The organism is Methanococcus mangrovi, from assembly GCF_054506835.1.
In genome coordinates this window covers 729,818-753,105 of record NZ_CP197114.1, presented here as the reverse complement: position 1 = coordinate 753,105, position 23,288 = coordinate 729,818, and the positions used below count along the sequence as shown (strand labels likewise).

The following is a 23,288-nucleotide window of genomic DNA, read 5'->3' as shown; positions in this document are numbered from 1 at the left end:
TTTAGCGTTATTTTAAATTATTCTCCGATATCTTCATTCCATAATTTAAGATTATTTTTTATAAATTCTTCCATCATCTTTACGCATCTTTCGTCATTTAAAACTTCAACAGAAACCCCATTTTTTATTAAAAGGTCTTCTGCACCTAAAAAAGTTCTGTTTTCCCCGATGATTACTTTTTTAATTTTATAAAGCAAAACTGCGCCACTGCACATAATGCATGGAGAAAGTGTCGTGTAAAGTTCGCAATTTTTATAAATATCGGAAGTTAGCCTTCCTGCATTTTCAAGCGCATTCATCTCGGCATGTAAAATCGCGCTGTTATTTTGAACCCGTTTGTTATGTCCTCGACCAATAATCTTATTTTTATAAACCAAAACCGCACCAATTGGAATTCCGCCTTCCTTAAGTCCCAATTTCGCTTCTTTTATTGCTTCATCCATAAAATCAGTCAATTTTCCACCATCACTCCAAAATTATCTAAAAAAAATTCTTTTAAAAACAATATTTATAATTTCTGAAAAAATAACTTTAAAAATTATTTTTCGGGTTCTTTTCAATTTTCAATAATGTTAAATAGTTATTAAATTTATAATATTACTCCGACAATAAAATTACGTTTACTCGGTGGTTATTATTGGATTTATTGAAGATATGGGCCGAAAAACGCTTGGGGAAATAATTATCGCGGTAATGTTTTTCTTAGTACTTCCAATATCTGGACTGGCCCTTGTATTTGGACACGTAATCATAGGCATTTTAGGTTTAGTAGTTTGCATGATTTTACTGCATTTTGGTACTGAATTAAAACGGCGAAAATAAAAAAAATTCTTTTAATTTCCCAAAAAATTCGTTATTTTTTTCTAAATTTTAAAGAAAATTATTTTTTTAAATTTTTTTCAAAAAACCTTATATTTACTAAATTCATAGTTTTGAGACAATGTTTGAATAACCACTTTAATTCACTTAAAATTTAAAAAATCTCTGGTGTTTAAAATGAAATCAGAAAACTATTCAAAAAATGACATTGAAAAATGGGATAAAGAATACGTTTGGCACCCTTTTACCCAGATGAAAGAGTACCGGGAAGGAAAACCAATTTTAATTGAAAATGGGGAAGGAATATATCTAATTGATGTAAATGGCAAAAAATACATGGATGCAGTTTCATCAGTATGGTGTAACTTCTTTGGACACTCTGAAAAACGAATAGCTGATGCAATTTCAAAACAAGCACTAAAAATTGGACATTCTACACAACTTGGTTGCGGAAACGTTCCGTCAGCAGTTTTAGCAAAAAGATACGTTGAGTTTTCACCAAAACAATTTACAAAAGTATTTTTTTCAGAAGATGGTGCAGAAGCTGTTGAGATTGCCGTAAAAATGGCATTTGAATACTGCAAATTAAAAGGATTTACAAATAAAACAAAATTTGTATCAGTTAAAGAAGGATACCACGGGGACACAGTTGGTGCAATGAGTGTCGGAGGCAGTGAACTTTTCCATGGTTGTTTTAAACCGCTTTTGTTTAATGGGTATCACGCAAGTACTCCGTACTGCTACAGGTGCAAATACTGCAATTTCAAAGACACTGATGAAAGAAATAGATTAGGATGCGAAATGAAATGCCTGAAAGAAATGGAAAATTTAATTAAATCCAAAAAAGACGAGATATTTTGCGTAATTTTAGAAGCCGGAGTCATGGGCTCAGCTGGAATGATTCCATACCCGAAAGGATACATCGAAGGTGTTGCAAAAATCTGTAAAGAACTTGATATTATATTAATACTCGATGAAATCGCGACGTTTGGAAGGCTTGGAAGAGCATTTTATTCAGATATGTATGAATTGAAAGAATTAGAAAAACCCGACATTATTTGCCTTGGAAAAGGAATTACCGGTGGATATTTACCACTTGCGCTGACCCTTGCAACCGATGAAATATATAATGCATTTTTAGGAAGTTTTGAAGAATGTAAACAGCTCTTTCACGGCCACACGTATGCGGGAAACCAGATAATATGTGCAGCAGCAATTGAAACTACCAATATTTTGGAAGAAACAAATATTTGCGAAGAAATAAGGCCGAATATCAAATTATTACATGAAAAGCTTGATGAATTAAAAGAGTTCCCCTGTGTTGGAGATATTCGAAAATCAGGGTACATGATTGGAATTGAAATTGTAAAAGACAAAGAAACGAAAGAACCATATGATTACGGGTACAAAGCAGGATACAAAGTCGCCGATAGACTTCTCGAAAAAGGAGTGTATATCCGTCCAATTGGAAATACATTGATATTCGTACTTCCGTTAATAATTAAACCAGAAGAAATTGAAATACTCGTAAAAAAAGTTAATGAATCCATTTCTGAACTTTTAAACGAAAAAATACTCTAAAAAATAAATTTTTTTATCTTTATTTATTTTTAAAATTTTAATTTACAGTTTCTTTAAAAACTTTTTTCAAGAGCGGTGGAGTTATGACTATCGAAAATGTAACAAATATAAGCGTTGCAGCGATGAATTTTGAAACATCTTCTTTTAAAATTACTCCTGCAGAAACCGCGATCATTAAATTTATCAGCGCTATTTCTGCTCTCGGAACTGATGCAGAAGCCATCTGTATCGATTTTTTGAAGTTCCACCTGCCCATTAATCTTGCTCCAAGCCCCCATGCAATAAACTTACTCAAAACCCCGACGATTATAAAAACTACCGCAAGGATCAGTGCCTCGTGATTTAAGAACGCCGTTAAATTTAGCCTTGCGCCCGTGTATATAAAGAATAATGGAATTAAAAATGAATTTCCAATTGATTTTATTTCTTTTGCAAGCGTTTTTCCTTCAGATGTTTTTGAAAGAATTAATCCAGCCATAAATGCGCCTTCAATTGCAACTTCAAACCAGCGCTCCGATAAAAACGAAAACAAAAACATCAGTGCAATTGTAAACGAAAGAACTGTTTTTTCGATATGAAATTTTTCTGCAAATTTTAGATATTTTTTAATTAATTTCCACCCAAGGTACCCCGTAATTATAAAAAAGACCGTGATTTCAGAGATGAGTCCGAGAAGGCCTCCTGACCCGACTGCAAGTATTAAAAGAATAAGCCCTAAAAAGTCATCTAAAATACTCGCACTAATTGCAGCAGCCCCTACATCAGTTTTTAAAACTTTTAAATCCATTAAAAGCCTTGCAGTAATTCCAATACTCGTTGCTGTAAGAATTACTCCCCCGACAAAAGATTCTTTAGCAGGGTACCCAAAATACGACAAAGATAGATACCCAAAAATTAGTGGAAAGAGCGCACCAAGAACTGCTGAAAATATCGCGATGTTTTCTGTTTTTTTAATCCTGTTTACATCTATTTCAAGCCCGCTTAAAAATAATAAAAACATGATTCCAACAGTGGACAAAAAGTCAAAAATATCGTTTTCGTGAAGTGTCAGGTGGTTTGGATCAACTATTCCAAAAAATAAAAGATTTCCAAATAGTATTCCAACAAGTATTTCCCCAAACACGCTTGGAAAACCAAACCGCCACATTATTTCGTTTCCAATTTTTCCAAATATGAGGCATGCCCCAACAGTAAACAGTACCCACGAAATATCCACGAAAACACCTAAAAGCAGAGGTCAAGAAATTTATTTATTAATATTCTAAGGCTTACTTCTCCAATAAGTTTATTTTTATCATCAACTACCGCTAAAAGCTGTAAATTGTAGTTTTTCATCTTTTCAAGTGCTTTTAAAACCGTTTCATTGGAATTTATTGTAATTGCACTTCTCTCCATTACTTCGCTTGCAATTTCAGCTCCGCCCTGTATCGACATTAAAACCGTTCGAGTAGTTCCTATAAATGTAGAATGTTTTTCAGGAGGCATTATAAAGTTAATAACGTCTAAATACCGGATTACTCCAATAAGTTTTCCATCTTCTTTACAGTTTATAACCCAGACGTGGTGACGGGTTCTAAGTATCTCTAAAACATCCTTAATTGAAGAATTATTGCATAATACGGGTAGAGTATCCATTGTTGGAATAATATCTTTCAATTTCATTGAATGGTACTTTGCAATTGCCTTTTCAAGTTCGTTCATAAAAACCCCCGAAAAATAAGTTTGGTATAATTATATTTTTGAAAATAATTAAACTTTTCATTTCTGTTTTTTAAATTTTTTTAAAATGGGTGTTCTGCTTTAAAAAATGTAAAATTAACTTTTTAAACTCTTTTTGGCCTAAAAAAAGAATTTCAAGTTTTAAAAAAATAAACGAGTTTACCAATAAATGGTAAAACAATATAGAACCACTATTTAGTAAGGATTATTGTATATCTAAGATTAGAATTGTTTTTGAAAAATCGCATAATAACTAAAATTTGATAGGTAATGGGTAATTTAGGCGGTTAAAAATTCCTTTAAAGCTTCTTTTAATGTATTTTCTGTCATAACAACTTTCATGCCTTTTCCTTCAAGTACGGATTTAGGGTGATCCCCCATTCTGCTACAAAAGATTGCACCACAGTCTTTTAAGAGTTCAAGTGCATAGTTCCACCTGTCGGTGTGGTCTTTTATATGTTTGGTTGGGTTTTCCCTAAATTCCATGAATTCTGCTACATTGTCTTTTATTTCAAAAATAAGAAAATGTGTGGCAGCACCAAAGTGCATGTTGACGTTTACGCCATCAGTTGATGCAATGGCTACTCTCAAAGTCTCCATGGTCTACCTCTGTATCTTCAGTTAATGCCCATCCAAACTCGTCAAAGTACCTGTCGAGTATGGTGTTGGTTATGGTATCTACAAGTCTAATTCCTGCAGTATATCCTAAAGAAGTTATTCTTTGAGCTCCAACTCTATCATAGATTGGGAAACCCATTCGAATTAATGGAATATTTTCGGCACCTGCAATTCTTGAACCGTATGAATTTCCAATGAGGAGATCCACTTTTGATTTTTTAATTTCTTGGTGGAGATCGTAGAGGTCTCCTGGAGCTAAGATTACTGGTTTATGTTTGCTATCTTTAGTTACTGCTTCGATGTCTTCAACGAAAGTTTTACTTTCGCTTCCAGTACAGACTATTGAAGGAATCATTCCAAGTTCCAAGACAAATCTCGTAAATCCAACTACGACATCGGGGTCGCCGTAGATTGCAACTTTTCTTCCAAAATTATGTTGGTGGGCGTCTATCATGGCATCTATTAATTTTCCACGTTCTCGTGTTATATGTTCAGGTATCTCTTTATTGGTAAGTTTACAAAGTTCATTAATGAATTCATCAGTACTTTGAAGACCTACTGGAAGATAAGGTGAGACTGATTCTATTCCATAAGCTTCATGGAGGAATTTGGCGGCGGAATTTGCATGCTTACAGAGTGAAATCGTTGCAAATGAATTTGCAGTATCTCTAATCTCATCCACAGTAGTTCCCGCATTTGGTGTGAATGAAACATCTCCTTCGAAAGGGGCGTCCATAGATTCCGAAGTATCGGTTAGAATTATTGATTCTATATCCATTTCACGTAACAACTTTTTGATTTCTGCAATGTCTCCAGGGGAAACCATTCCAGTAATTACGTTTAACTTGAAATTAGGCTTTGTGGGAGTTGCTAAATGTTCAACCAATGCTTTGACTGTTGAATCGTATCCTTCTACGTGCGTATGTTTATAGCTTGGGGTTGATATCGGGACTATTTCAGGCAAATCATCATTTTGTGCCTTGAATAACCGGATGATCCCTTCAACATCGTCACCAATAGTTTCACTAAGACAGCTTGTAGTTACACCAATTATTTCAGGGTTGTAAATTTTGCTCGCGTTTCTAATCGCATGTTTTAAATTTTCTCCACCACCGAGTACAGCATTTGCTTCACTCATTGATGTAGATGACACACTTACAGGTTCTTTGAAATGACGTCCAAGTTGGAATCTCATGTACGTGCTGCATCCGTGCGAACCGTGTATTAAAGGCATTGAATTCTTTACACCCATTAATGCAAATATTGCACCCATTGGTTGGCATATTTTACATGGATTTATTACAGCAAATTTTTTTTCAGTCATAATATTCCTCTATACTCATTTTCTTGAAAGTTTCCAAACCGGTGTCATAATTGCGGTATGCACAACTCTTGCAAAATTTATGAAGCCCTGAAAACCTGAGAATGCAGTTATCCTGTCGTGATTGAAATCACAGTGTGGAACTCCACATTTCAGGGAAATATATTTCTCTTTGGCTCCAGAAATTAATATATCAGGTTTATATTGTTTGAGAAGCTCTGCAAGTTCCATTGAGCTCGCATCGTCTACAATTAATGTACCTTCACAGACGTGCTCCCTGATTTTTTGGTAATCTTCTGGTTTTCCGTTTTGGGTACCACTCATGATAATTTCCATATCGAGTTCACCAAATGCGCTTACCAGTGCCCAAGATTTGTGGGCTCCAGAATATATCGCAACGGTACTTCCAGCCAGATCTTTTTTATATTCAGAAATTTCATCTCGAAGATTTTTAACTTCTGATTTTATAAGTTCTTCGGTTCTTTTAATCATTTCTTCGTCACCGAAAAATTCTGCAACCGCCCTTAAGGACTTCGTAGTTTCTTCGATTCCAAAGAAATTCACTTTAATGTTTGGTATTCCGTATTTCTCTTCCATTCTGCTTGCTAAGTAGTTAGATGATTTTTGGCACTGAACTATATTTAATTTAGACCTGTGTGCACTTGCAACCTTTTTGACTGTTGCGTCTCCAGTAATTGCAGTGTGTACTTTTACACCCATTTTTTCATATAATGGAATAATTCCCCAGAGGTCTCCTGCAACATTGAATTCTCCAATTATATTAATACTGTACGGGTGCTCTTCTTCTGGCTCTTCTGTGCCAATTAAGTAGTCAATCATTGCGTCACATGCAAGTTTATGGCCTGCAGTTTTATTAAAGCTTTTGAACCCTTCTGACTGTACCGGAATAACTCTGCAACCAGTTGCTTCTTGTGCTTGTCTACAAACTGCTTTAATATCATCTCCAATCAAGCCCACTACGCATGTGGAATAAACAAATATTGCACCAGGATGGTAAAGCTTATTTATTTCCAAAATGGATTCATAGAGCTTTTTTTCTCCACCAAAGACAATATCTGATTCCTGCAAATCAGTTGAGAATCCGTTTTTGTAAAGTTTATCTCCTGTAGATTTACTTCCACGAATATCCCAAGTGCATGCTGCGCAGCCTATTGGACCGTGTACGAGGTGTACTGCATCAGTTATAGGCATTAGAACAACTCTTGCTCCCCCGTATACGCAGGATCTCTGGGTAATCATTCCAGGGGTCGAGTTCTTGTCACACGTAGGAATTGAATTATCTTTTCCCGAAACACACGATTGTGATTCTCGGGCTTTTAATGCTTCAATTGATTTTAATTTTTCGAAAATGGAGTTTGGGATTTTGACTTCTATGTCAAAATCGTCACCGTTATTTCCATTTTGCATTTTCCGGTTTTCTGTATCAAGGTTCAAAACCATAGTATTCCTCTTTAATGGGGCTTACTGTTGGAGTTTCCAGTCTTGAGTTTCGTAGTATTTATCGAGGATTGTGTTTGTAATTCCATCGACAAGGTTCAAAGCACCATTGTATCCAATGATTGGTCTTCTTTGAGTTCCTACTCTATCATATACTGGGTATCCTACTCTGTAGAGTGGTATACCGAGGTCTTTTGCCATCAATCTACCATCTGAGTTACCAATAATTAAATCTACTGGATTTTCTTTTAAGTAAACATCTACTGCTCTTAAATCTTGTCCAAAGAGTGCATCGATGTCTCCATCTGATTCTTTAGCTACTTTTTTCATGTCGTCAAGGAAGTACTCGTTTTTAACACCGGTACATACCATTGAAGGAATCATTCCAAGTTCTGTTACAAATCTTGCAAGTCCTGCAGTTAATGACGGGTCACCATATATTGCTACTTTTCTTCCGAATAAGTATCTTGATGCAACGTCAGCTATTGCGTCAATCACGATACCTCTTTCGTCAAGTATTTCTTCAGTAACATCGTTTCCAGTGAATTTTTTAACTGTTCTTATAAAGCTGTCAGTGTTTTGAACACCAATTGGTGCTGCACTCACTTTTGAAGGCATATTGTATTTTTTCTCCAGTGATTTAGCTGCAGTATCTGCATAGCTTGCAAGTGAAATTGTACCAAGTGAATTTGCACAGTCTTGAATCTCTGCAAGATGTGTCCCACCTTTTTGGTAGTATGGGTTTTTATCTGCAGCTGAAGGTCTGAGTGGTGAATCAAATGGATCAGATGTATCGGTAAGTAAAATACCTTCAACTCCCATAAGTGAAAGCATGTGTTTTACTTCCCTGATGTCTCCAGGGTTTACAATTCCTGGAATGATGTTTAATTTTCCATTTTCTTCATCTTTTGGTTCAGCTAAGGTATCAACAATTGATCTTATTGCATTGTCGTATCCTTTGTAGTGGTGCTCAACGAAACTTGGGGTGTTAATCTGAACAATTTTGATTTTGTTAGCAGCTTCTTCACCCATTTTTTTAGCAATTTCTGCTTTAGCTATTTTAATGAAACCAGCAACGTCATCTCCGATGATTTCACTTGAACAGGTTGTTACAACACCCATTACTTCTGGTTTAAATCTTGCAGCTAAGTTTCCGAGACCTGAAATCAGGTTTTTTCTTCCTCCGAATACTGCTGCATCCTCGTGAAGTGAAGTTACTGCAATATCTGCAGGTTCTCTAAAGTGTCTTGCAAATCCGTATCTTACGAATGTTGAACATCCCTGTGATCCGTGAACTAAAGGCATTCCCTTATAGATTCCAGATACTGCGTACATTGCACCTAAAGGCTGGCATGTTACGAGCGGGTTGATTACCGCAGTTCTTTCTTTTTTGATTACGTTTAACTCACTCATTTGAATCACCTGGCTCTTCGTCTTCAAATTCCATTAGTCTCCAAGCTGGGTTGTATATTGCTGTGTACATATCTTTTGCAAGATTTACGAATCCTTCAAATCCGATGTATGGACCGTTTTCGTAAGAGTGTATCATTACTGAAGGTACTCCTAATTTGTGGAAGAAGTATTTCTCTTTGATACCCCCAAGAACTATTTCTGGTTGGAATTTTTCCACAATTTCTTCCATTTCAAGGGTGTTCGGGTCGTCAATGATAATTGTACCATCTTTTGCCCTTTCTTGCATTTTTTCGTATCCATCTTCGTGTTCGAAAAGACCTGAAAGTGCTACTACATCCATTCCTAAGAATTGTTCTATTGGTTTGGATAAGTGCCAGCTTTTTGGACCTCCTGCTGAAATCCAGATTTTTTTACCCTGTAATTTTGATTTATAAAAATCAAGTTCAGGCTGAATTTTTTCCATTTCTGATTTAATAACAGCTTCGGCTTCGGCTTCTTTTCCAAAGAATTTACCTACTGTTCTTAAGTTTTCAGCACAGTATTCTGGACCGAAGAAATCCACTTTAAGGTATGGAACACCATATTTTTCTTCAATCAATTTTGCTACATATGTTGCAGACCTTTGACATCTTACAAGGCTTAATTTTGCTTTGTGCATCCAGCAGAGCTCACCGTGGGTTGCATCCCCAGTAAATTTACTGAGAACTCTAATGCCCATAGCATCGAAGTATTTTTCAAGAACCCAGTAGTCACCATCAATGTTGTACTCACCAATCAAGTTGATGTCGTAGTCGGTTAATTCAAATGGTGGTTCTTTTGTTCCAACCAATTTTTCAAATATCGTGTAGTTTCCTACGTGGTGTCCTTTTGATTGTGTTGGTCCTGCAAATCCTGGAGCGTTGAATGCTACAACATCTTTTCCAAGTTCTGCTTGCATTTCTTTACATACTGCATCTAAGTCGTCTCCAATAAGACCTGTTGTACATGTTGCGTAAACGTAGATTGCATTTACGAATGGGTACTCTTTTGAAGCTTCCCTAATTACTTTTTTAAGTTTGTTCATTCCACCAAACACAACATCGGATTCAGTTAAGTCAGTTCCGACAACGTGTTTGAGGTTGAAGTTTTCTACGGGAAATACGCTTCCATCAGGCATTTCTGGTCTTGTTGGGTATCTTTTTGTTGTACCATTTCCGTATGCGGTACATCCTATTGGCGAGTGTACTACGTGAAGTACATCCTTCAATGCACCAGTAATCACACCTTTTACTCCTGCAAAAGCACATCCTCTTTCAGTCATACTTCCAGGGATTGTGGTTGTGTTACATTTTTGGCAGTGCGTTTTTTCTTTTGAATCTTTGATGTAAACGTGTTGTTCTCTTTCAGGGATATCTTTATCTACATCCAATAAACAGAATGGCATGTTCGCTCTCCTAAAAAATTTTTAAGGGTAGTATATAGAGGGGTATTTATTTGGGGTCTAAAGTTAATTATAATGCAGATTCTCCTCGTTCAGAGGTTCTAACTGTGATTATATCATCAATTGGGCAAACGAAAATTTTTCCGTCACCAAATTGACCGGATTTATTAACTTTCATAATTGCTTCAACTACGAGGCTTGCATCTTCATCAGGAACAATTAATGTCATCATTGTTTTTGGGATGTATCTCATGTCCCCTGGCTGGTGTAACAATTCTTTATTGTCAACTTCAAAGCCAAGTTCTCCAACAATTGCTTTTTGTTTTCCTCTTCCAAGAACCCTGTTTGCAGTCATTGCTGGAAATCCAAGGCCTTCAAGGACAGTTTTTGTTTGAGCCATTTTGCTTGGCCGAATTATTGCGATTATCTCTTTCATATAATCACCTTATAATCCGCATGTTCTTGTTCTAACTGTGTAAGCTTCTTCTACAGGGGAAACGAATATCTTACCGTCACCGAAATTTCCAGTGTATGCAGTCTTTGTAACTATTTCAACAACATTTTCTGCTGCGTCGTCTTCAACTACAATCATGAGCATTGTTTTTGGAAGTTCGTCGTAGTAAATCTGGTCAATTTTAATTCCTTTCTGTTTTCCTCTTCCGATAACATCCATTTTTGTTAAAGCTACGCATCCGGATTCAGCGAGTGCATCTACAACTGCTTCAGCTTTACTTGGTCTGACTACTGCTCTAATCATTTTCATTTTTTGCCCTCTTAAAATTTAAAGTAATTAATTTAATGTAATTAATCTAAGAAACCGTATTTTGAAGTTAATTCTTCTAATTCGTCCATTGTCATTGGGGTTGGAATTACAAGGTTTTTGTTTTCAATGATTTTTCTTGCAAGTTCTTTGTATTCCATTGCTTGGTTGCATTCTGGGTCGAAGTCAACAACAGCTTTTTTCTGGAATTCTGCTTTTTGAACGATGTTGTCTCTTGGAACGAAGTGGATTAATTGTGTTCCAATTTTGTCACAAAATTCTTGTAATAATTCAAGTTCACCATCTACGTTTCTACTGTTACAGATGATTCCTCCAAGTCTTACACCGCTTTGTTGTGCATATTTAACCATTCCTTTACAGATGTTGTTTGCAGCGTAAAGAGCCATCATTTCTCCTGATGCTACAACGTATATTTCGTCTGCTTTACCATCTCTTACAGGCATTGCGAATCCACCGCACACAACGTCCCCTAAAACATCGAAGAATACGAAGTCAAGGTTGTCTTCGTAAACGCCTTGTTGTTCCATGAGTGTAATTGCAGTGATAACACCTCTACCTGCACAGCCTACTCCTGGCTCAGGTCCTCCTGATTCTACACATCTTACGCCACAGAATCCTGTTTCGATAACTTTGTCAGGAGTACATTCTTCTTCTCCTCTTTCTCTTAATGTATCCATCATTGTTACTTGCTGTTTACCGTGCAAGATTAACCTTGTACTGTCTGCTTTTGGGTCACAGCCGTGAATAAATACTTTTTTGTCGTGGAAGTAAGCCATTGCAGCTACTGTGTTTTGTGTGGTGGTTGATTTTCCAATTCCACCTTTTCCGTAAATTGCGATTTTTCTTACCATGTTTTAGGCCTCACTATATTGTTTTACTTCGGAAAATTAATTCCTTATTTTAGTTATTATACGGAAGCTTCTTTCCGGTGAACTATCCTATACTGTGATTCAATATATATAGTTTTCGGTCCCATCAAGAAAAATACCGCTACTCATACGATAAAAATTAAAAAAAAGCCCTGTAATCATTTTAAATTAACTTTTAAGAAAAAAAGTAATTAATACTAATTAATAATCAAAAATTCAGGGCTAAATACATATAATATACATTAAGTAAAATATATCAATTTTAAAAATCAAACAATATATTATTGAAATTTTAATTGGGGGATTTAAAAATGGTTTTCAAAATTCCAGAGATGAAACGCGAAGAATACGATTTACTAATCAAAAATAACCATATTTCAAGAATTGCATTTTTAGGTGTAAAATACCCATACATCGCACCGTTCCTGTACGTTTTCGATGAAAATACAATTTACTTTCTTTCAACAAAATATGGTCGCAAAATTGAACTTTTGAAAAATAACCCGCATGTATCTATTGAAATTGAAAAATTTTCAGATGACATGTCCTGCTATAAATTTATAACACTTCAAGGAAAAATCGTTCCAGAATATAACATCAGCAAAAAAGAAAAAATCAGAAAACTTTTTGTAAATTTGATTATCTCAAAAAATCTATCAAATGTTGTTTTAGAAGCACTCGGTCAAAACCCGGATGACCCGTTAGAAAGTCTGATTACTGCTGACAACACGTATGTTTGGAAATTAACTGATGTAGACGATATAGTTGCACTAAAAAATAGTAATGAGTGAAATATACTCACGTATGAGATATGTGATGTAACTACCATGGTGAATTTAATGTATTACTGTGCATTATGTAAAATAAAAGCATGCAAATCAGGCATATTTGAAGAAATGCCAAAAAAATGTCCAAATTCTGCTGAAATCATCGAAAAAAGTAAAAAATTATATCTTGATGAAGAAAATAAAAAAATTGCATATAATTCCGCGCTTGTTGAATCTGAAGGTTACTGTAAGCTTACAAGAATTGAAGAAACCATACTCTTTGCGAAAAAAATGAACTATAAAAAATTGGGCATTGCATTTTGTACCGGACTTTCAAAAGAAGCAGGTATTTTACAGAACATATTTCTCAACCATGATTTTGAGGTTGAATCGGTTGTTTGTAAAGCAGGAAGTATCCCAAAAGAATTCATAAAAATAACCGAAAATGAAAAAGTTCACAAATGTAAATTCGAAGCCATGTGTAACCCTATCGGCCAGGCATTATTTTTAAATGAAGAAAAAACGGATTTTAATATAATATTAGGTTTGTGTGTGGGGCATGATTCCTTGTTCATAAAATATTCAAAAGCGCCGGTAACGGTGATTGGTGTTAAAGATAGGGTTTTAGGCCACAATCCTCTTGCTGCAATATATACTGCAGATAGTTACTATCGAGAAAAACTGTTTTAAAATAAATAATAAAGAATAAAAATAAAAAATAAACTTTTTTAAAAATTTATGATTACTTAATTCGTCCATTATTTTATTTTAAAACTGCTATTTTTTAGATTATATATTACAGTTGTAAAAAACATTGATAGAATAATCAGTATTACTACTTTTGAGGAAAATAAAAACATTAAAAGGAACGAAACCGATAAAAATACTGCAAATCCCTTTTCCATTACCTTTTCGAAAACTTTTATCGATGCAACTGCCGCCATTATTATATTCATAATTAAAAATGCGTTTACCGCTGCAATTATTTCAGTAAGCGAGATTAAATTGAAATATACTGCAAAAAGCGTTAAAAAGTTTGTAAAAACCATTAATAATATCCCTGAAAGCGGAGCGTTTGTGTTTGACCGATATTTAAATATTTCTGGAAATACTCCTGCTTTAGCCTGAGCATATACTAATCTTGACGCTCCACCAATTAACATTAAAAAACTGCACAAACAGAGTCCTGTTATTGTAATTGACAAAATTATACTTGAATAGTGTCCAAATAACGGGTATAATATTAATGAAAGTCCTGAAATTGGGTTTAAATTTCCAAGTTTTTCAACATCTAAAACTTGCAGTGCTCCCGAAACTATCAGGTAAACTACCGACATTGCAATTACACTTAAGAGCGCTGCCTTTGGAATTGTTTTTTCTGGGTTTTCAACTTCGAGACTGTAATTTCCAAGGATTTCCCACCCGATAATTGACCAAAACATTATCAAAAACGAGTAACCTATATCAATAGTAGTTATTCCCGTTTCAGTAAACAGCGCATCTTTTCGATAGAATAAAATTGTAAAAAGCCCGCCAATTACAAGTATTGTAGAAATTACAGTTGAAATTATCATCGAAATCTTACCAACGGATGAAATATTTCTTGAAAGAATTATTCCGCCAATAAGCATTAACACTGCCGAATAAAATTCTGCACTAACCGCGTAATTTGAAAATAATACTGAAAGGTACTCTCCTGCAACCATTATCACAACTAATGGGCCCATCGCTAATGCAATAAGCAAATAATAAGCATTTAAGTCTTTATACAATTTTCCAAAAGAATGACCAACAACTTCTGTTAAACCAGAATCTCCTGGAAACTTTACACATAATTTACTTGCAAAATACGCAAAAATCCCGCCTATCACCATCATGATTATCCATGCAAATATGGAGTAGTCTTTTAAAATGTCGTAAACTATAGGGGGTATGATAACAATCCCTGATCCAAGTATCGGCCCAACAATAAGTCCGCTTAATGTATAAGGCCCTAATTTTTTAGAACTCATAAATATTCCTTTAATCATTACGTTTTTCATTTGAATTCATTTATTTTAATTATTTACTCGAAAGTGCTAATTGAATCCCAATTGCACCAAATATACCTGCTTTAGCCAAATTGATATATTTTCCAAATTTCTGGCTGTTTAATATTTTTTCTCCAAAAATGCTTGAAAAAACAGCAACTGCCGAAAAAATTAAAATTGCCTGCAATATGAATATAACTCCCAAAATTACCATCTGAATCGAGACACTTCCAGAATCTGGATTTACAAACTGAGGAAGGAATGCAAGGAAAAATAAAGAAACTTTCGGGTTTAACAAATTCATAAATATTCCTTTTTTATAAAGCGCCCTGTTTTCAGATTTAACTATCGATTCAGTTAATAATACGTTTTTATCAAACAATGCTGTAACTGCAAGGTACAATAAATACAAAGCTCCGAGATATTTTACAATAGTAAATGCTAACGCGGAATTATAAATTATTGCTGAAATTCCAAGTGCTGCGGCAGTTGTGTGAACTATAAGTCCAGTACAAAGTCCAAGCGCAGTTGAAATTCCTGCCCACTTGCCTTGAGAAATGCTCTGGATTGTTACAAATATTATGTCTGGCCCTGGAAGAATCGTCAGTGCTGCCGATGCAATTACAAAATAAAAAACTTGTGTAGATTCGATCATGAAAACACCAAAATTTTTTAGGTATCTAATTATGTATTCATAATATTTAACCCCTACGGCCAAATTTTAACGTATTTCGATTAATCAATCTTTTAAAATAGATTTACCGTCCAAATAAACATTTATAAGACCGAATATATAATTTAATATATAAAATCTTTTTAAATAAAAAAAATGGCTACTATTAAATTTAGCGCGGAAGATAGCATGGTTTTTAAAAAAATCGGGGCAGTTTTAGTTATATTAATGATATTTACTGGATTTTCAGTGTATACTTCAAAAAAAATTTCAGAAGAAATTTCACCATCAAAACCTGTACTCTTTGAAATTCAGGGAAATAGTGCCGTAATGGTTGGAATAATAAACGAAAACATAGTTTACGAAGTAGAAAATCTTGTAAATAATCACCCGGATGTCAAAACTATCGTGATGTTAAATGTTCCAGGTTCCGTAAACAGCTACGCGAATTTAAAGGCTGCGAGAATCGTTCGGGCAAATAATATCAGCACCATCGTTCCAAAAAACGGATATATTGCGTCAGGCGGTACTGTTTTCTTCTGTGCAGGAGTAAATAGGACAATCGAAGAAGGTGCAAAGGTTGGCGTTCATTCGTGGAAAAGTGAATCTGTAACAGATGCTTCAAAACTACCGAAAAACAGCCCACTTCATAAACCCTATATCGATTATTTTAACGAAATGGGAATTTCAGATGAATTTTACTGGTTCATGATCAGTTCAGCACCATCTTTTGGAATATACTATCTAAATGACTATGAATTAAAAAAATACGGCCTTGTCACAGGTTAAATGAATCAAAATAAAAAAAAGAAATACATTTTAAAAATTTTTAAGTCCTGAAGTTTTTATTTTTACAATTTTTAAAAAACCAATTAATGTTATTGCCCCGATAGCCCCGAATTTGGAAATTTCAATTATTAAGTCACTCCCAAAATATGTCGAAAGGGCACCAGCAATCAAAATGTTGTATTCCGTGAAAATATCGGGATTGAGTATCTTAAAAATAAAGTAAAACATTGCAACAATCATTATTGGAGCAGTTACAATCAACGCAACACACTCCCTGATTTTGGGGCCCGCGTAGTTCATAAAACCACCTTTAGCTGTATGTTTTAATATCTAATTATAACAATATATATAATTTGCCCATTTTTAGGCCCGAAATTTGACTTTATCATTTGAAATGTTTAAAAAAATGGTGCTTAAAAGGTAATTTTTAATTGGCTTAATTGTATTTTAGTTTTTTAAAAAACAGTCTCATTTAACAAATTAATCTTGGCTGGAGTTATCGTTTTTATTATTTATCTTTTTTTGAAAAAATTGCTGTTGCGATTTCTTCTAATTTATCAGTAAACCGAGAGAATGAAAAACCCGCTAAAAACGACAGTGAACAGTAGAACATGATACTTTCAGAGCTATTATTGTTTGAAGACGAAATTACAAGTAAACCTCCGATTATAAAAAAATAAACAAAACTACCGGTTACAAAACTTATCAAAGGCCTGAATAAATACCACCATGTAAAATCAAGCGAAAATTTGTTCTGAATTATTGCCTGATAAAATCCCCTTATAGAATATATGGTACCGCCAAGTCCGCCAGAACAGCCCGTATATATAATGTATCTTATCAATTCATCCCCAAATCCAACAACATATACGTATAATGGTAATAACCCAAGTAAAATCAACATAAAACCGAGATAAATCCCTAAAACATTTATCTTAGACTCCTGATCCATAAACCTCACCTAAACAACAATTTATTAAAAAAGGTATATAAGTTTTTTTTAATTTTTAATAAATATTTAAATCAAAAAATTAATATTCCATGCAATCAAAATAGTTTTAGATAGTTTCAAAAAGGGATTTTATGAATTTTAAACAAAATATACAGGATATTTCCAGATTTTTAATTTATACAAATAATGCAGTGTTTATTGTAGTTTCATACATTATTTTCAAGATATATACAATAATAATTAAAGATAAGTACAAAATAGAGAAAATAGAAAACTATTTATGGTTAATATGGTTTTTAAGCTCGTTTTTGATAACATTTTTCTTTGTATATTTTGAGATATTACACAATCTGAACTTTGAGGGTTTAACAAATTTTAACTTAAAATTCTTTTTAAATGCAGTTATTCCAATTTTAGCACTGCTATTTGGAAATATTAAAGGTGGGCTGCTTGAAAAATGGAACAGGTTGTCAAAATAGAAATTTTGGATAAAAAATTAAAAAAGAATAATATTTAAGTTAATCAATCCCTGCTTCTTAGCTTTGATAACAACTTTAAAATTTCAATGTAAAGCCATATTAAAGTTACCATCAGTCCAAACGCGCCGTACCATTCCATGTATTTTGGAGCACCGTATTTTTCGCCCTGTTCGATAAAATCAAAATCCAAAACAAGGTTCAATGCAGCGATTATTACCACAAATACGCTGAATAATATCCCGACAGGCCCACTTCCAAAAATTAGTGGGATAGATATTCCAAAAAACCCAATAATCATGGAAATGATATATACAAGCGCAATTCCGCCTGTTGCAGCAACTACTCCCAATTTAAAGTTTTCAGTTGCTTGGATTAATTTTGACTTGTATGCAAATAAAAGGCTTAATAAAACACCAAATGTGGCTATAACAGCTTGAAAAACAATTCCTGGATACATAGTTTCAAAAAATCCAGAAATAAAACCCAAAAACAGTCCTTCAAGTACACAGTACACAGGAACTGTTACTGGCGACCACTCTTTTTTAAATATCGTTACAAGCGCCACTATAAAACCAAGAATCGGGGCTACTATCATTAAAATACCTGAATAAGGGCCAAAAAACAACACGTCCCATGAAAAATAGGCACAGATGGAAACTATCCCAAGTGAAATTATTGTTTTATTTACGGTTCCATTTACGGTCATCTGGTTTTGCCCGTAGTAGTCAAATCCCGTAAAGGTATCGTTTGAAAGAGTAGGGTTACTTGTTCTCATATTTACCGCCAAAATATGGTTATTATCTATATATTTTTTTATATTTTAGTTTCTTAAAATTTATATAATTTTCAATACTTTTCTTAAAAAGATTAATTTCAATTAAAACTTTTTAAAATTATTTTTTTCTTCCATCTAAATAATTTAATAAATAATTCACGTTTAAACTTTTGTTAACAACTTTAAAATTAGTGTTTTTATGTTTTTAACCAAGCTTTAACTCGTTTTTCAGAGTTTTATAGAGTTTCTGCATTGAAAAGTAACTTCCAATAATTATAATTGGTTTATAGCCTGTTACATATATTTTTATTTGGGTTGAAAATAATGCCGCAATAAATATCAAAACTGTCATTATGGCATGATAAGCCCTTAAATCAAGAATCGTGTAATATAGTGAATAACTTATCTCTTTTGAAACCATTAAAAGCAGACTCGAAGAGATATACCACAAAAATCCGATTAAAAGCACGAGATAGTTTGCACGAGTATCTATTTCAATAGCAGATACATCGTCGATTTTTGCAGAAATATCTTGAAAAAAGGTTTTTACCCGAAATAAAGTTTCATAAACACTAATTTTTGTAAATCCCTGTTTGTAATCCATTTTAAACCACTTTTAAAATTATCACTTAAGATATGTTAAGATATGTTAAAAAAAGAATTTAAAAATTTCTTATTATTAAGTTTATTTTAAGTTTAATTTTCACTTGCTTTTATTTCGTCTTATTTTATTTTTATTTTCTGCATAACTAATACTCATCTGTTTTTAGTTTTGAAATAAAGTAATTAGTGTACGCCCTGTACGAATAAATGGACACATAAAATGCAACTATCGAAAATATGGCGAATGCAAGTATAAATATAATTAAAAGTACTGGTGTTGTTGTAAAAAGCATTCTTGGACCTGCAAAACCACCAATATTAAAAATTAATACTAATGCAAGCACTACTAAAATCGTTGGGATTATAACTAATAATACCGAAACTATCGAAATCACTAAGAATGCTCCTACATATTCAAGAGACATTATTTTAAAAATTTTTGGAACGTCAAAAAATGCTCCAAAATTCCCCATTTTTATGTAATTTACCGCAGAAAGAGGAATATACAGTGAAATAATTAACTGAATTAACATCAAAATTATAATTACTGCCGTTTCACCATTTCCAATGTACTGTATAACGTTTTGTAAAATTGATTCAAAAACTGCAATTACGGAAATTCCTAAGGTGAATACAAATCCGCTTTTAAACATGGTCCAATAACTATTCCATTCTGGAAGTTCTACTGATTTTTCAAGTGATAATTTAATCATTCTTACAATGTAACCATTCAGGGTTATAAGTAAAACTGTTCCTGTTAATGATGTTAAAAGGGCAATTAACCCGAATAACAGCGAATTTGCCGGACTAAAAAACGGTGCATTCATGCCGATAAATGGATACAGCGCTAAATATATTCCAAAAATAAGTAAAAAAATACTTATTCCGTAAAATATCCCTCCTTTTAACAGCTTTGAAAAATCCGAAAAACCATATTTTAACGGTTCTGAAATATAATTTTCAAAAAACATAAAATCCCACCATTTGTTTAATAGATAATATTCATTTAAAAAAATATAAAAAAATAAGTATTCAAGGCACTATTTCTTTGAGAGTTGTCTAACTTAAGCACATAATGAAGAATTCTTGATAAATCAAGACAGTCTATTAGTTTAAAATTTTTCTTATATAATTATTAGGTAAAATGTTCGGAAAATGTAAAATAAAGTTTACATCGGCAACGAAAATAAAAAAAGATTATTTAATTAATATCAAAATAATATGGTTAAGAAATACATTTTGTGGCTGCAGCCATTTTTTTCAGGGTAAACTATAAGTCATGAATACTCATGTTCAAATTAAAAATATATAAAATTTAAAATATAAACTAAGATTTTAATTTTCAAAACAATTTTTATGTTTAAAATTTTTATAATTATTAATAAAAAAACAAAAAACTGGAAAAATATGGATACAAGAGATTTAATAATTGAAAAATCAAGAGATATATTTTTTAAACGGGGTTATAATGAAACCACCCTTTCAGAAATTGCAAAAGAATGCAAGATTTCAAAAGGGGGCCTTTACCACCATTTTGAAAAAAAAGAAGACCTGTATAAAGAAGTCATAATATCGATACTTAAAGAAAATGAAAAAATAGTTTTGTTATGCATTGAAGAAGATGCAAGTTTTGAAGAATCACTTTTCAAATTCGTTGAACAGATGGTTATGTTGAGGAGCAGGTGTTTTAATTACAGTGAAGTAACCACAAACATGGCATATTCAGGACCGCTTTCCGATGCCATACGAAGATTTCCTGAACTTCAAAACGTCAATAATAATATATATAATAACATTATAGAACAATTAGTGAATAGAATCATTTTGGCACAAAAAATGGGAGAAATCAGGCAAAATCTGGACCCTTACTCGATTGCAATTCATTTCTGTTCGATATTTGAAGGATTGCCTTTATTATCGTATTATATGGATAAAAAGTTTGAAGAAATAACGAAAATATTATTTAGCTCATTTTGGGACCTCATAAAAGCATGATTTATTTTTTATAAACTACAACCGGCCAGGTAACCGGTAATATTGATGTAATTCCTCGGTGAAAAGTTATGGACAACATTTTTGAATTCGGGTTTTCCGTATTTACTGACAACGCAAATACTTCATTACTTAGATACCTCTCAAAATACGAAAAAGCTGAGAAAAGAGGTTTTGAAAACATCACTCCACGGGATGCAATGGAAATTGGATTTGAAACGATGTTCATAGCACAGGTTTTTGGAAAAGAGCTTTCGAAAATGGAACTTGAGGGTCCTGAAAAACTTGCATTAGATATTGTATTAAACTACAAACACAGGAAACTTGTTGAGCCGATTGAACAAAACTACATGATGTTTACAATCTGGAGAAACGAGGCTGGTTTCTTAAGATACGCCCTTGAAGAAATCAAAAATCAACCCATAGAGTTTGAAGAAGGTTTTGAAAAAGCAGACTGTTATATGGTTCCATCAGTTAGCGTTCTTCCATATTTAAAAAATATATTTTTAAAAATTGCAGATAATAATAAATTATTTTAAAACCGTTATTTTCAAATTTCATTTAATTTAAGTTTCCTATTTTTCCAATCAGGCATTAATTCAGTCAAATAATTGTAAAAATCCTTGCTGTGATTTGGATATTTTAAATGGGCAAGTTCATGAAACACAACATATTCAATACATTCTTTTGGCTTTTCGATTAATCTTTCGTTTAAGATAATTTTATTTTTGTGAAAACTACAAGAACCCCATCTTTTTTTCATCCGTCTAACTGCAAATTCAGGCATGTTTTCAGTAACTACCTTGTAACTATTTTTAAAAATTTCAAAAAGTTCAATTTCTGCACGTTTTCTGTAAAATTTTTCAATCATACGTTTCTTTTTTTCAAAATCATTCATTTCTGAAACATACAATTTTAATTCAGTTTCAGATACGCATACCCATTCTTTTTTTGAATAATTAACTTTTAAAACGTATTCGTCTCCAAGATACCTGAATATTTCGCCGTCAACGTAACTTTTTTCAGCGATTTTTAAATTTAGAGACTCGAAACTTTCCAAATGTTTTCTTATCCAGTTTTCCTTTTTTTTGATAAATGAATTGATATATTCGTCAGAAACATGTGGCGGTACCTTTAAAACAATTGAACAGTCAGGATTTACAACCAAGTACATATTTTTGATTTTTTTACGGATTATTTTAACATTTTCTATCATAATGCTGGCCATTTAATTTAAAATAACTTATTTTTTAGATTTTCTAAGTTTTATCTGAAGTATAATTCCAATTGCCAAAAATACAATTCCTAAATCTTTTAAAATTGTATAAAGTATACCTAATTCTCCCATTTGTGATTTTAAAAATATTCCTAAGATTATTGCAGATAAAAAGAATATAAATGCCGTTAAATATGATTTAAATGGAGTGAATTTCAAAATATCGCCTCATTTTACGAATAATATATTTCATTTGGGAGTTTATAAAAATCTTTTGAAATTATAATTTAATATAGGAATTATTTTTAATTTAGATTTATGATTTGTTTTAAAAATAAATTTGCGTGAAAAAAATGTCTAAAATCTATGCCGTTAGAAAAGGGCGAAAAACTGGACTATTTAAAACATGGGCCGAATGTGAGAATCAGGTTAAAGGATTTTCTGGAGCTGAATTTAAAAGTTTTACATCTGAAAAAGATGCAAAAATATATTTAAATCAAAAAACAGGACAAAATCAAAATATTTTGGATTCGAACGAATTTAAAAAAGATGTAATGTATGCATGGGTTGATGGAAGTTTTAATTTAAGAAATCACGAATATGGAGCAGGCGCTTTAATAATCTTCAACGGAATTGAAAAAGAAATTAATGCTAAGGGAAATGATAAAGAATTATCAGAAATGAGAAACGTTGCAGGCGAAATTTTAGCATCAGAACTTGCAATGGAATACGCAATTTCTAAAAATGTTAAAAATTTAGTAATATATCACGATTACCTTGGAATTGAAAAGTGGTGTAATGGAGAATGGAAAACAAACAAGTCCGGAACTATCGAATATCGAAAAAAATGTGAAAATTATTTAAAAAAATTAAATATTGAATTTGTAAAAGTTAAGGCCCATTCGGGAGATAAAAATAACGAAATTGCAGATAAATTGGCAAAAGAGTCGTTACGTTAAAAAATTAATTATTGAGTAGTATTGCGATTTAAAAAAATAGCTCATTGTCAAAAT

At 32.8% G+C, this 23,288-nt stretch carries 29 protein-coding genes; 9 read left to right on the top strand and 20 right to left on the bottom strand.

The features are described from left to right. Positions 1-17 precede the first annotated feature (17 nt). The gene (locus tag ACS5L2_RS04085) at positions 18-455 is read right to left on the bottom strand and encodes a nucleoside deaminase (RefSeq protein ID WP_459202493.1); all 438 of its coding nucleotides are present in this window, start codon (positions 453-455) and stop codon (positions 18-20) included. A 172-nt stretch (positions 456-627) separates the two neighbouring features. Between ACS5L2_RS04085 and ACS5L2_RS04080 the strand changes: the two genes are divergently transcribed. Next, positions 628-822 (top strand): hypothetical protein, encoded by a 195-nt coding sequence (locus tag ACS5L2_RS04080; RefSeq protein ID WP_459202492.1) that lies wholly within the window; start codon positions 628-630, stop codon positions 820-822. Between the two features lie 174 nt (positions 823-996). After that, on the top strand, positions 997-2,400 hold the full coding sequence (gene bioA, locus ACS5L2_RS04075; RefSeq protein ID WP_459202491.1) for an adenosylmethionine--8-amino-7-oxononanoate transaminase: 1,404 nt from the start codon (positions 997-999) through the stop codon (positions 2,398-2,400). Positions 2,401-2,437: 37 nt separating this feature from the next. On the opposite strand, the gene ACS5L2_RS04070 is transcribed toward bioA, so the two are convergent. The 10 genes from ACS5L2_RS04070 to nifH form a co-directional block, all read right to left on the bottom strand. Continuing rightward, entirely contained in the window at positions 2,438-3,616 is a 1,179-nt protein-coding gene (locus ACS5L2_RS04070; RefSeq protein WP_459202490.1) for a cation:proton antiporter, read from the bottom strand. Between the two features lie 8 nt (positions 3,617-3,624). Continuing rightward, positions 3,625-4,101 (bottom strand): CBS domain-containing protein, encoded by a 477-nt coding sequence (locus ACS5L2_RS04065; RefSeq protein ID WP_459202489.1) that lies wholly within the window; start codon positions 4,099-4,101, stop codon positions 3,625-3,627. A gap of 297 nt (positions 4,102-4,398) precedes the next feature. After that, on the bottom strand, positions 4,399-4,719 hold the full coding sequence (locus tag ACS5L2_RS04060) for a NifB/NifX family molybdenum-iron cluster-binding protein (RefSeq protein ID WP_459202488.1): 321 nt from the start codon (positions 4,717-4,719) through the stop codon (positions 4,399-4,401). Further along, on the bottom strand, positions 4,685-6,061 hold the full coding sequence (locus tag ACS5L2_RS04055; protein WP_459202487.1) for a nitrogenase component 1: 1,377 nt from the start codon (positions 6,059-6,061) through the stop codon (positions 4,685-4,687). The genes ACS5L2_RS04060 and ACS5L2_RS04055 overlap by 35 nt, the downstream gene beginning before the upstream one ends. Positions 6,062-6,076: 15 nt before the next feature. Next, positions 6,077-7,519: a nitrogenase iron-molybdenum cofactor biosynthesis protein NifE gene (nifE, locus tag ACS5L2_RS04050; RefSeq protein ID WP_459202486.1), complete on the bottom strand. Its 1,443-nt coding sequence runs from the start codon at positions 7,517-7,519 to the stop codon at positions 6,077-6,079. Positions 7,520-7,540: 21 nt separating this feature from the next. Then, complete coding sequence (locus ACS5L2_RS04045; protein ID WP_459202485.1) at positions 7,541-8,929, bottom strand: nitrogenase component 1; 1,389 nt, start codon at positions 8,927-8,929, stop codon at positions 7,541-7,543. Then, on the bottom strand, positions 8,922-10,352 hold the full coding sequence (locus tag ACS5L2_RS04040; protein ID WP_459202484.1) for a nitrogenase subunit alpha: 1,431 nt from the start codon (positions 10,350-10,352) through the stop codon (positions 8,922-8,924). Before ACS5L2_RS04040 ends, ACS5L2_RS04045 begins: the two co-directional genes overlap by 8 nt. A gap of 67 nt (positions 10,353-10,419) precedes the next feature. After that, entirely contained in the window at positions 10,420-10,785 is a 366-nt protein-coding gene (locus ACS5L2_RS04035; RefSeq protein WP_459202483.1) for a P-II family nitrogen regulator, read from the bottom strand. 9 nt (positions 10,786-10,794) lie between these two features. Continuing rightward, on the bottom strand, positions 10,795-11,112 hold the full coding sequence (locus ACS5L2_RS04030) for a P-II family nitrogen regulator (RefSeq protein WP_459202482.1): 318 nt from the start codon (positions 11,110-11,112) through the stop codon (positions 10,795-10,797). 41 nt (positions 11,113-11,153) lie between these two features. Further along, a complete protein-coding gene (gene nifH, locus ACS5L2_RS04025) occupies positions 11,154-11,981 on the bottom strand; it encodes a nitrogenase iron protein (RefSeq protein WP_459202481.1) in 828 nt (275 codons plus the stop codon). 329 nt (positions 11,982-12,310) lie between these two features. On the opposite strand from nifH, the gene ACS5L2_RS04020 reads away from it, so the two are divergent. Further along, positions 12,311-12,790 carry a pyridoxamine 5'-phosphate oxidase family protein gene (locus ACS5L2_RS04020; RefSeq protein WP_459202480.1) on the top strand — a complete coding sequence of 160 codons (480 nt, stop codon included), beginning with the start codon at positions 12,311-12,313 and terminating at the stop codon, positions 12,788-12,790. Between the two features lie 48 nt (positions 12,791-12,838). Next, positions 12,839-13,456: a DUF1847 domain-containing protein gene (locus ACS5L2_RS04015; RefSeq protein WP_459202479.1), complete on the top strand. Its 618-nt coding sequence runs from the start codon at positions 12,839-12,841 to the stop codon at positions 13,454-13,456. A 68-nt stretch (positions 13,457-13,524) separates the two neighbouring features. On the opposite strand, the gene ACS5L2_RS04010 is transcribed toward ACS5L2_RS04015, so the two are convergent. Continuing rightward, positions 13,525-14,808: an APC family permease gene (locus ACS5L2_RS04010; protein ID WP_459202478.1), complete on the bottom strand. Its 1,284-nt coding sequence runs from the start codon at positions 14,806-14,808 to the stop codon at positions 13,525-13,527. A gap of 19 nt (positions 14,809-14,827) precedes the next feature. Then, positions 14,828-15,451, bottom strand: coding sequence for a LysE family translocator (locus tag ACS5L2_RS04005; RefSeq protein ID WP_459202477.1), 624 nt, complete (start codon positions 15,449-15,451; stop codon positions 14,828-14,830). 207 nt (positions 15,452-15,658) lie between these two features. Between ACS5L2_RS04005 and ACS5L2_RS04000 the strand changes: the two genes are divergently transcribed. Further along, complete coding sequence (locus ACS5L2_RS04000) at positions 15,659-16,258, top strand: COG3904 family protein (RefSeq protein WP_459202476.1); 600 nt, start codon at positions 15,659-15,661, stop codon at positions 16,256-16,258. Positions 16,259-16,288: 30 nt separating this feature from the next. Here the strand turns inward: ACS5L2_RS04000 and ACS5L2_RS03995 are convergent, their stop codons facing one another. Both ACS5L2_RS03995 and ACS5L2_RS03990 read right to left on the bottom strand, forming a co-directional pair. Further along, positions 16,289-16,558, bottom strand: a complete 270-nt coding sequence (locus tag ACS5L2_RS03995; protein WP_459202475.1) for a hypothetical protein — start codon at positions 16,556-16,558, stop codon at positions 16,289-16,291. 208 nt (positions 16,559-16,766) lie between these two features. Beyond that, positions 16,767-17,210, bottom strand: coding sequence for a hypothetical protein (locus ACS5L2_RS03990; RefSeq protein WP_459202474.1), 444 nt, complete (start codon positions 17,208-17,210; stop codon positions 16,767-16,769). 131 nt (positions 17,211-17,341) lie between these two features. Here ACS5L2_RS03990 and ACS5L2_RS03985 point away from each other — a divergent pair, with 131 nt between their 5' ends. Beyond that, positions 17,342-17,689 (top strand): hypothetical protein, encoded by a 348-nt coding sequence (locus ACS5L2_RS03985; protein WP_459202473.1) that lies wholly within the window; start codon positions 17,342-17,344, stop codon positions 17,687-17,689. Positions 17,690-17,732: 43 nt separating this feature from the next. On the opposite strand, the gene ACS5L2_RS03980 is transcribed toward ACS5L2_RS03985, so the two are convergent. The 3 genes from ACS5L2_RS03980 to ACS5L2_RS03970 form a co-directional block, all read right to left on the bottom strand. Next, positions 17,733-18,464 carry a Bax inhibitor-1/YccA family protein gene (locus ACS5L2_RS03980; protein ID WP_459202472.1) on the bottom strand — a complete coding sequence of 244 codons (732 nt, stop codon included), beginning with the start codon at positions 18,462-18,464 and terminating at the stop codon, positions 17,733-17,735. A gap of 205 nt (positions 18,465-18,669) precedes the next feature. Continuing rightward, on the bottom strand, positions 18,670-19,068 hold the full coding sequence (locus tag ACS5L2_RS03975; RefSeq protein WP_459202471.1) for a hypothetical protein: 399 nt from the start codon (positions 19,066-19,068) through the stop codon (positions 18,670-18,672). Between the two features lie 145 nt (positions 19,069-19,213). Then, a complete protein-coding gene (locus ACS5L2_RS03970) occupies positions 19,214-20,038 on the bottom strand; it encodes a DUF4013 domain-containing protein (protein WP_459202470.1) in 825 nt (274 codons plus the stop codon). A 436-nt stretch (positions 20,039-20,474) separates the two neighbouring features. On the opposite strand from ACS5L2_RS03970, the gene ACS5L2_RS03965 reads away from it, so the two are divergent. Together ACS5L2_RS03965 and ACS5L2_RS03960 are read left to right on the top strand one after the other, a co-directional pair. After that, a complete protein-coding gene (locus tag ACS5L2_RS03965) occupies positions 20,475-21,062 on the top strand; it encodes a TetR/AcrR family transcriptional regulator (RefSeq protein ID WP_459202469.1) in 588 nt (195 codons plus the stop codon). Between the two features lie 68 nt (positions 21,063-21,130). Then, the gene (locus ACS5L2_RS03960) at positions 21,131-21,598 is read left to right on the top strand and encodes a hypothetical protein (protein ID WP_459202468.1); all 468 of its coding nucleotides are present in this window, start codon (positions 21,131-21,133) and stop codon (positions 21,596-21,598) included. An 11-nt stretch (positions 21,599-21,609) separates the two neighbouring features. On the opposite strand, the gene ACS5L2_RS03955 is transcribed toward ACS5L2_RS03960, so the two are convergent. Then, positions 21,610-22,275 carry a M48 family metallopeptidase gene (locus ACS5L2_RS03955; protein ID WP_459202467.1) on the bottom strand — a complete coding sequence of 222 codons (666 nt, stop codon included), beginning with the start codon at positions 22,273-22,275 and terminating at the stop codon, positions 21,610-21,612. 27 nt (positions 22,276-22,302) lie between these two features. Beyond that, positions 22,303-22,494, bottom strand: a complete 192-nt coding sequence (locus ACS5L2_RS03950) for a hypothetical protein (RefSeq protein WP_459202466.1) — start codon at positions 22,492-22,494, stop codon at positions 22,303-22,305. 134 nt (positions 22,495-22,628) lie between these two features. On the opposite strand from ACS5L2_RS03950, the gene ACS5L2_RS03945 reads away from it, so the two are divergent. Beyond that, positions 22,629-23,234 (top strand): ribonuclease H1 domain-containing protein, encoded by a 606-nt coding sequence (locus ACS5L2_RS03945; RefSeq protein WP_459202465.1) that lies wholly within the window; start codon positions 22,629-22,631, stop codon positions 23,232-23,234. Positions 23,235-23,288: the final 54 nt, after the last annotated feature.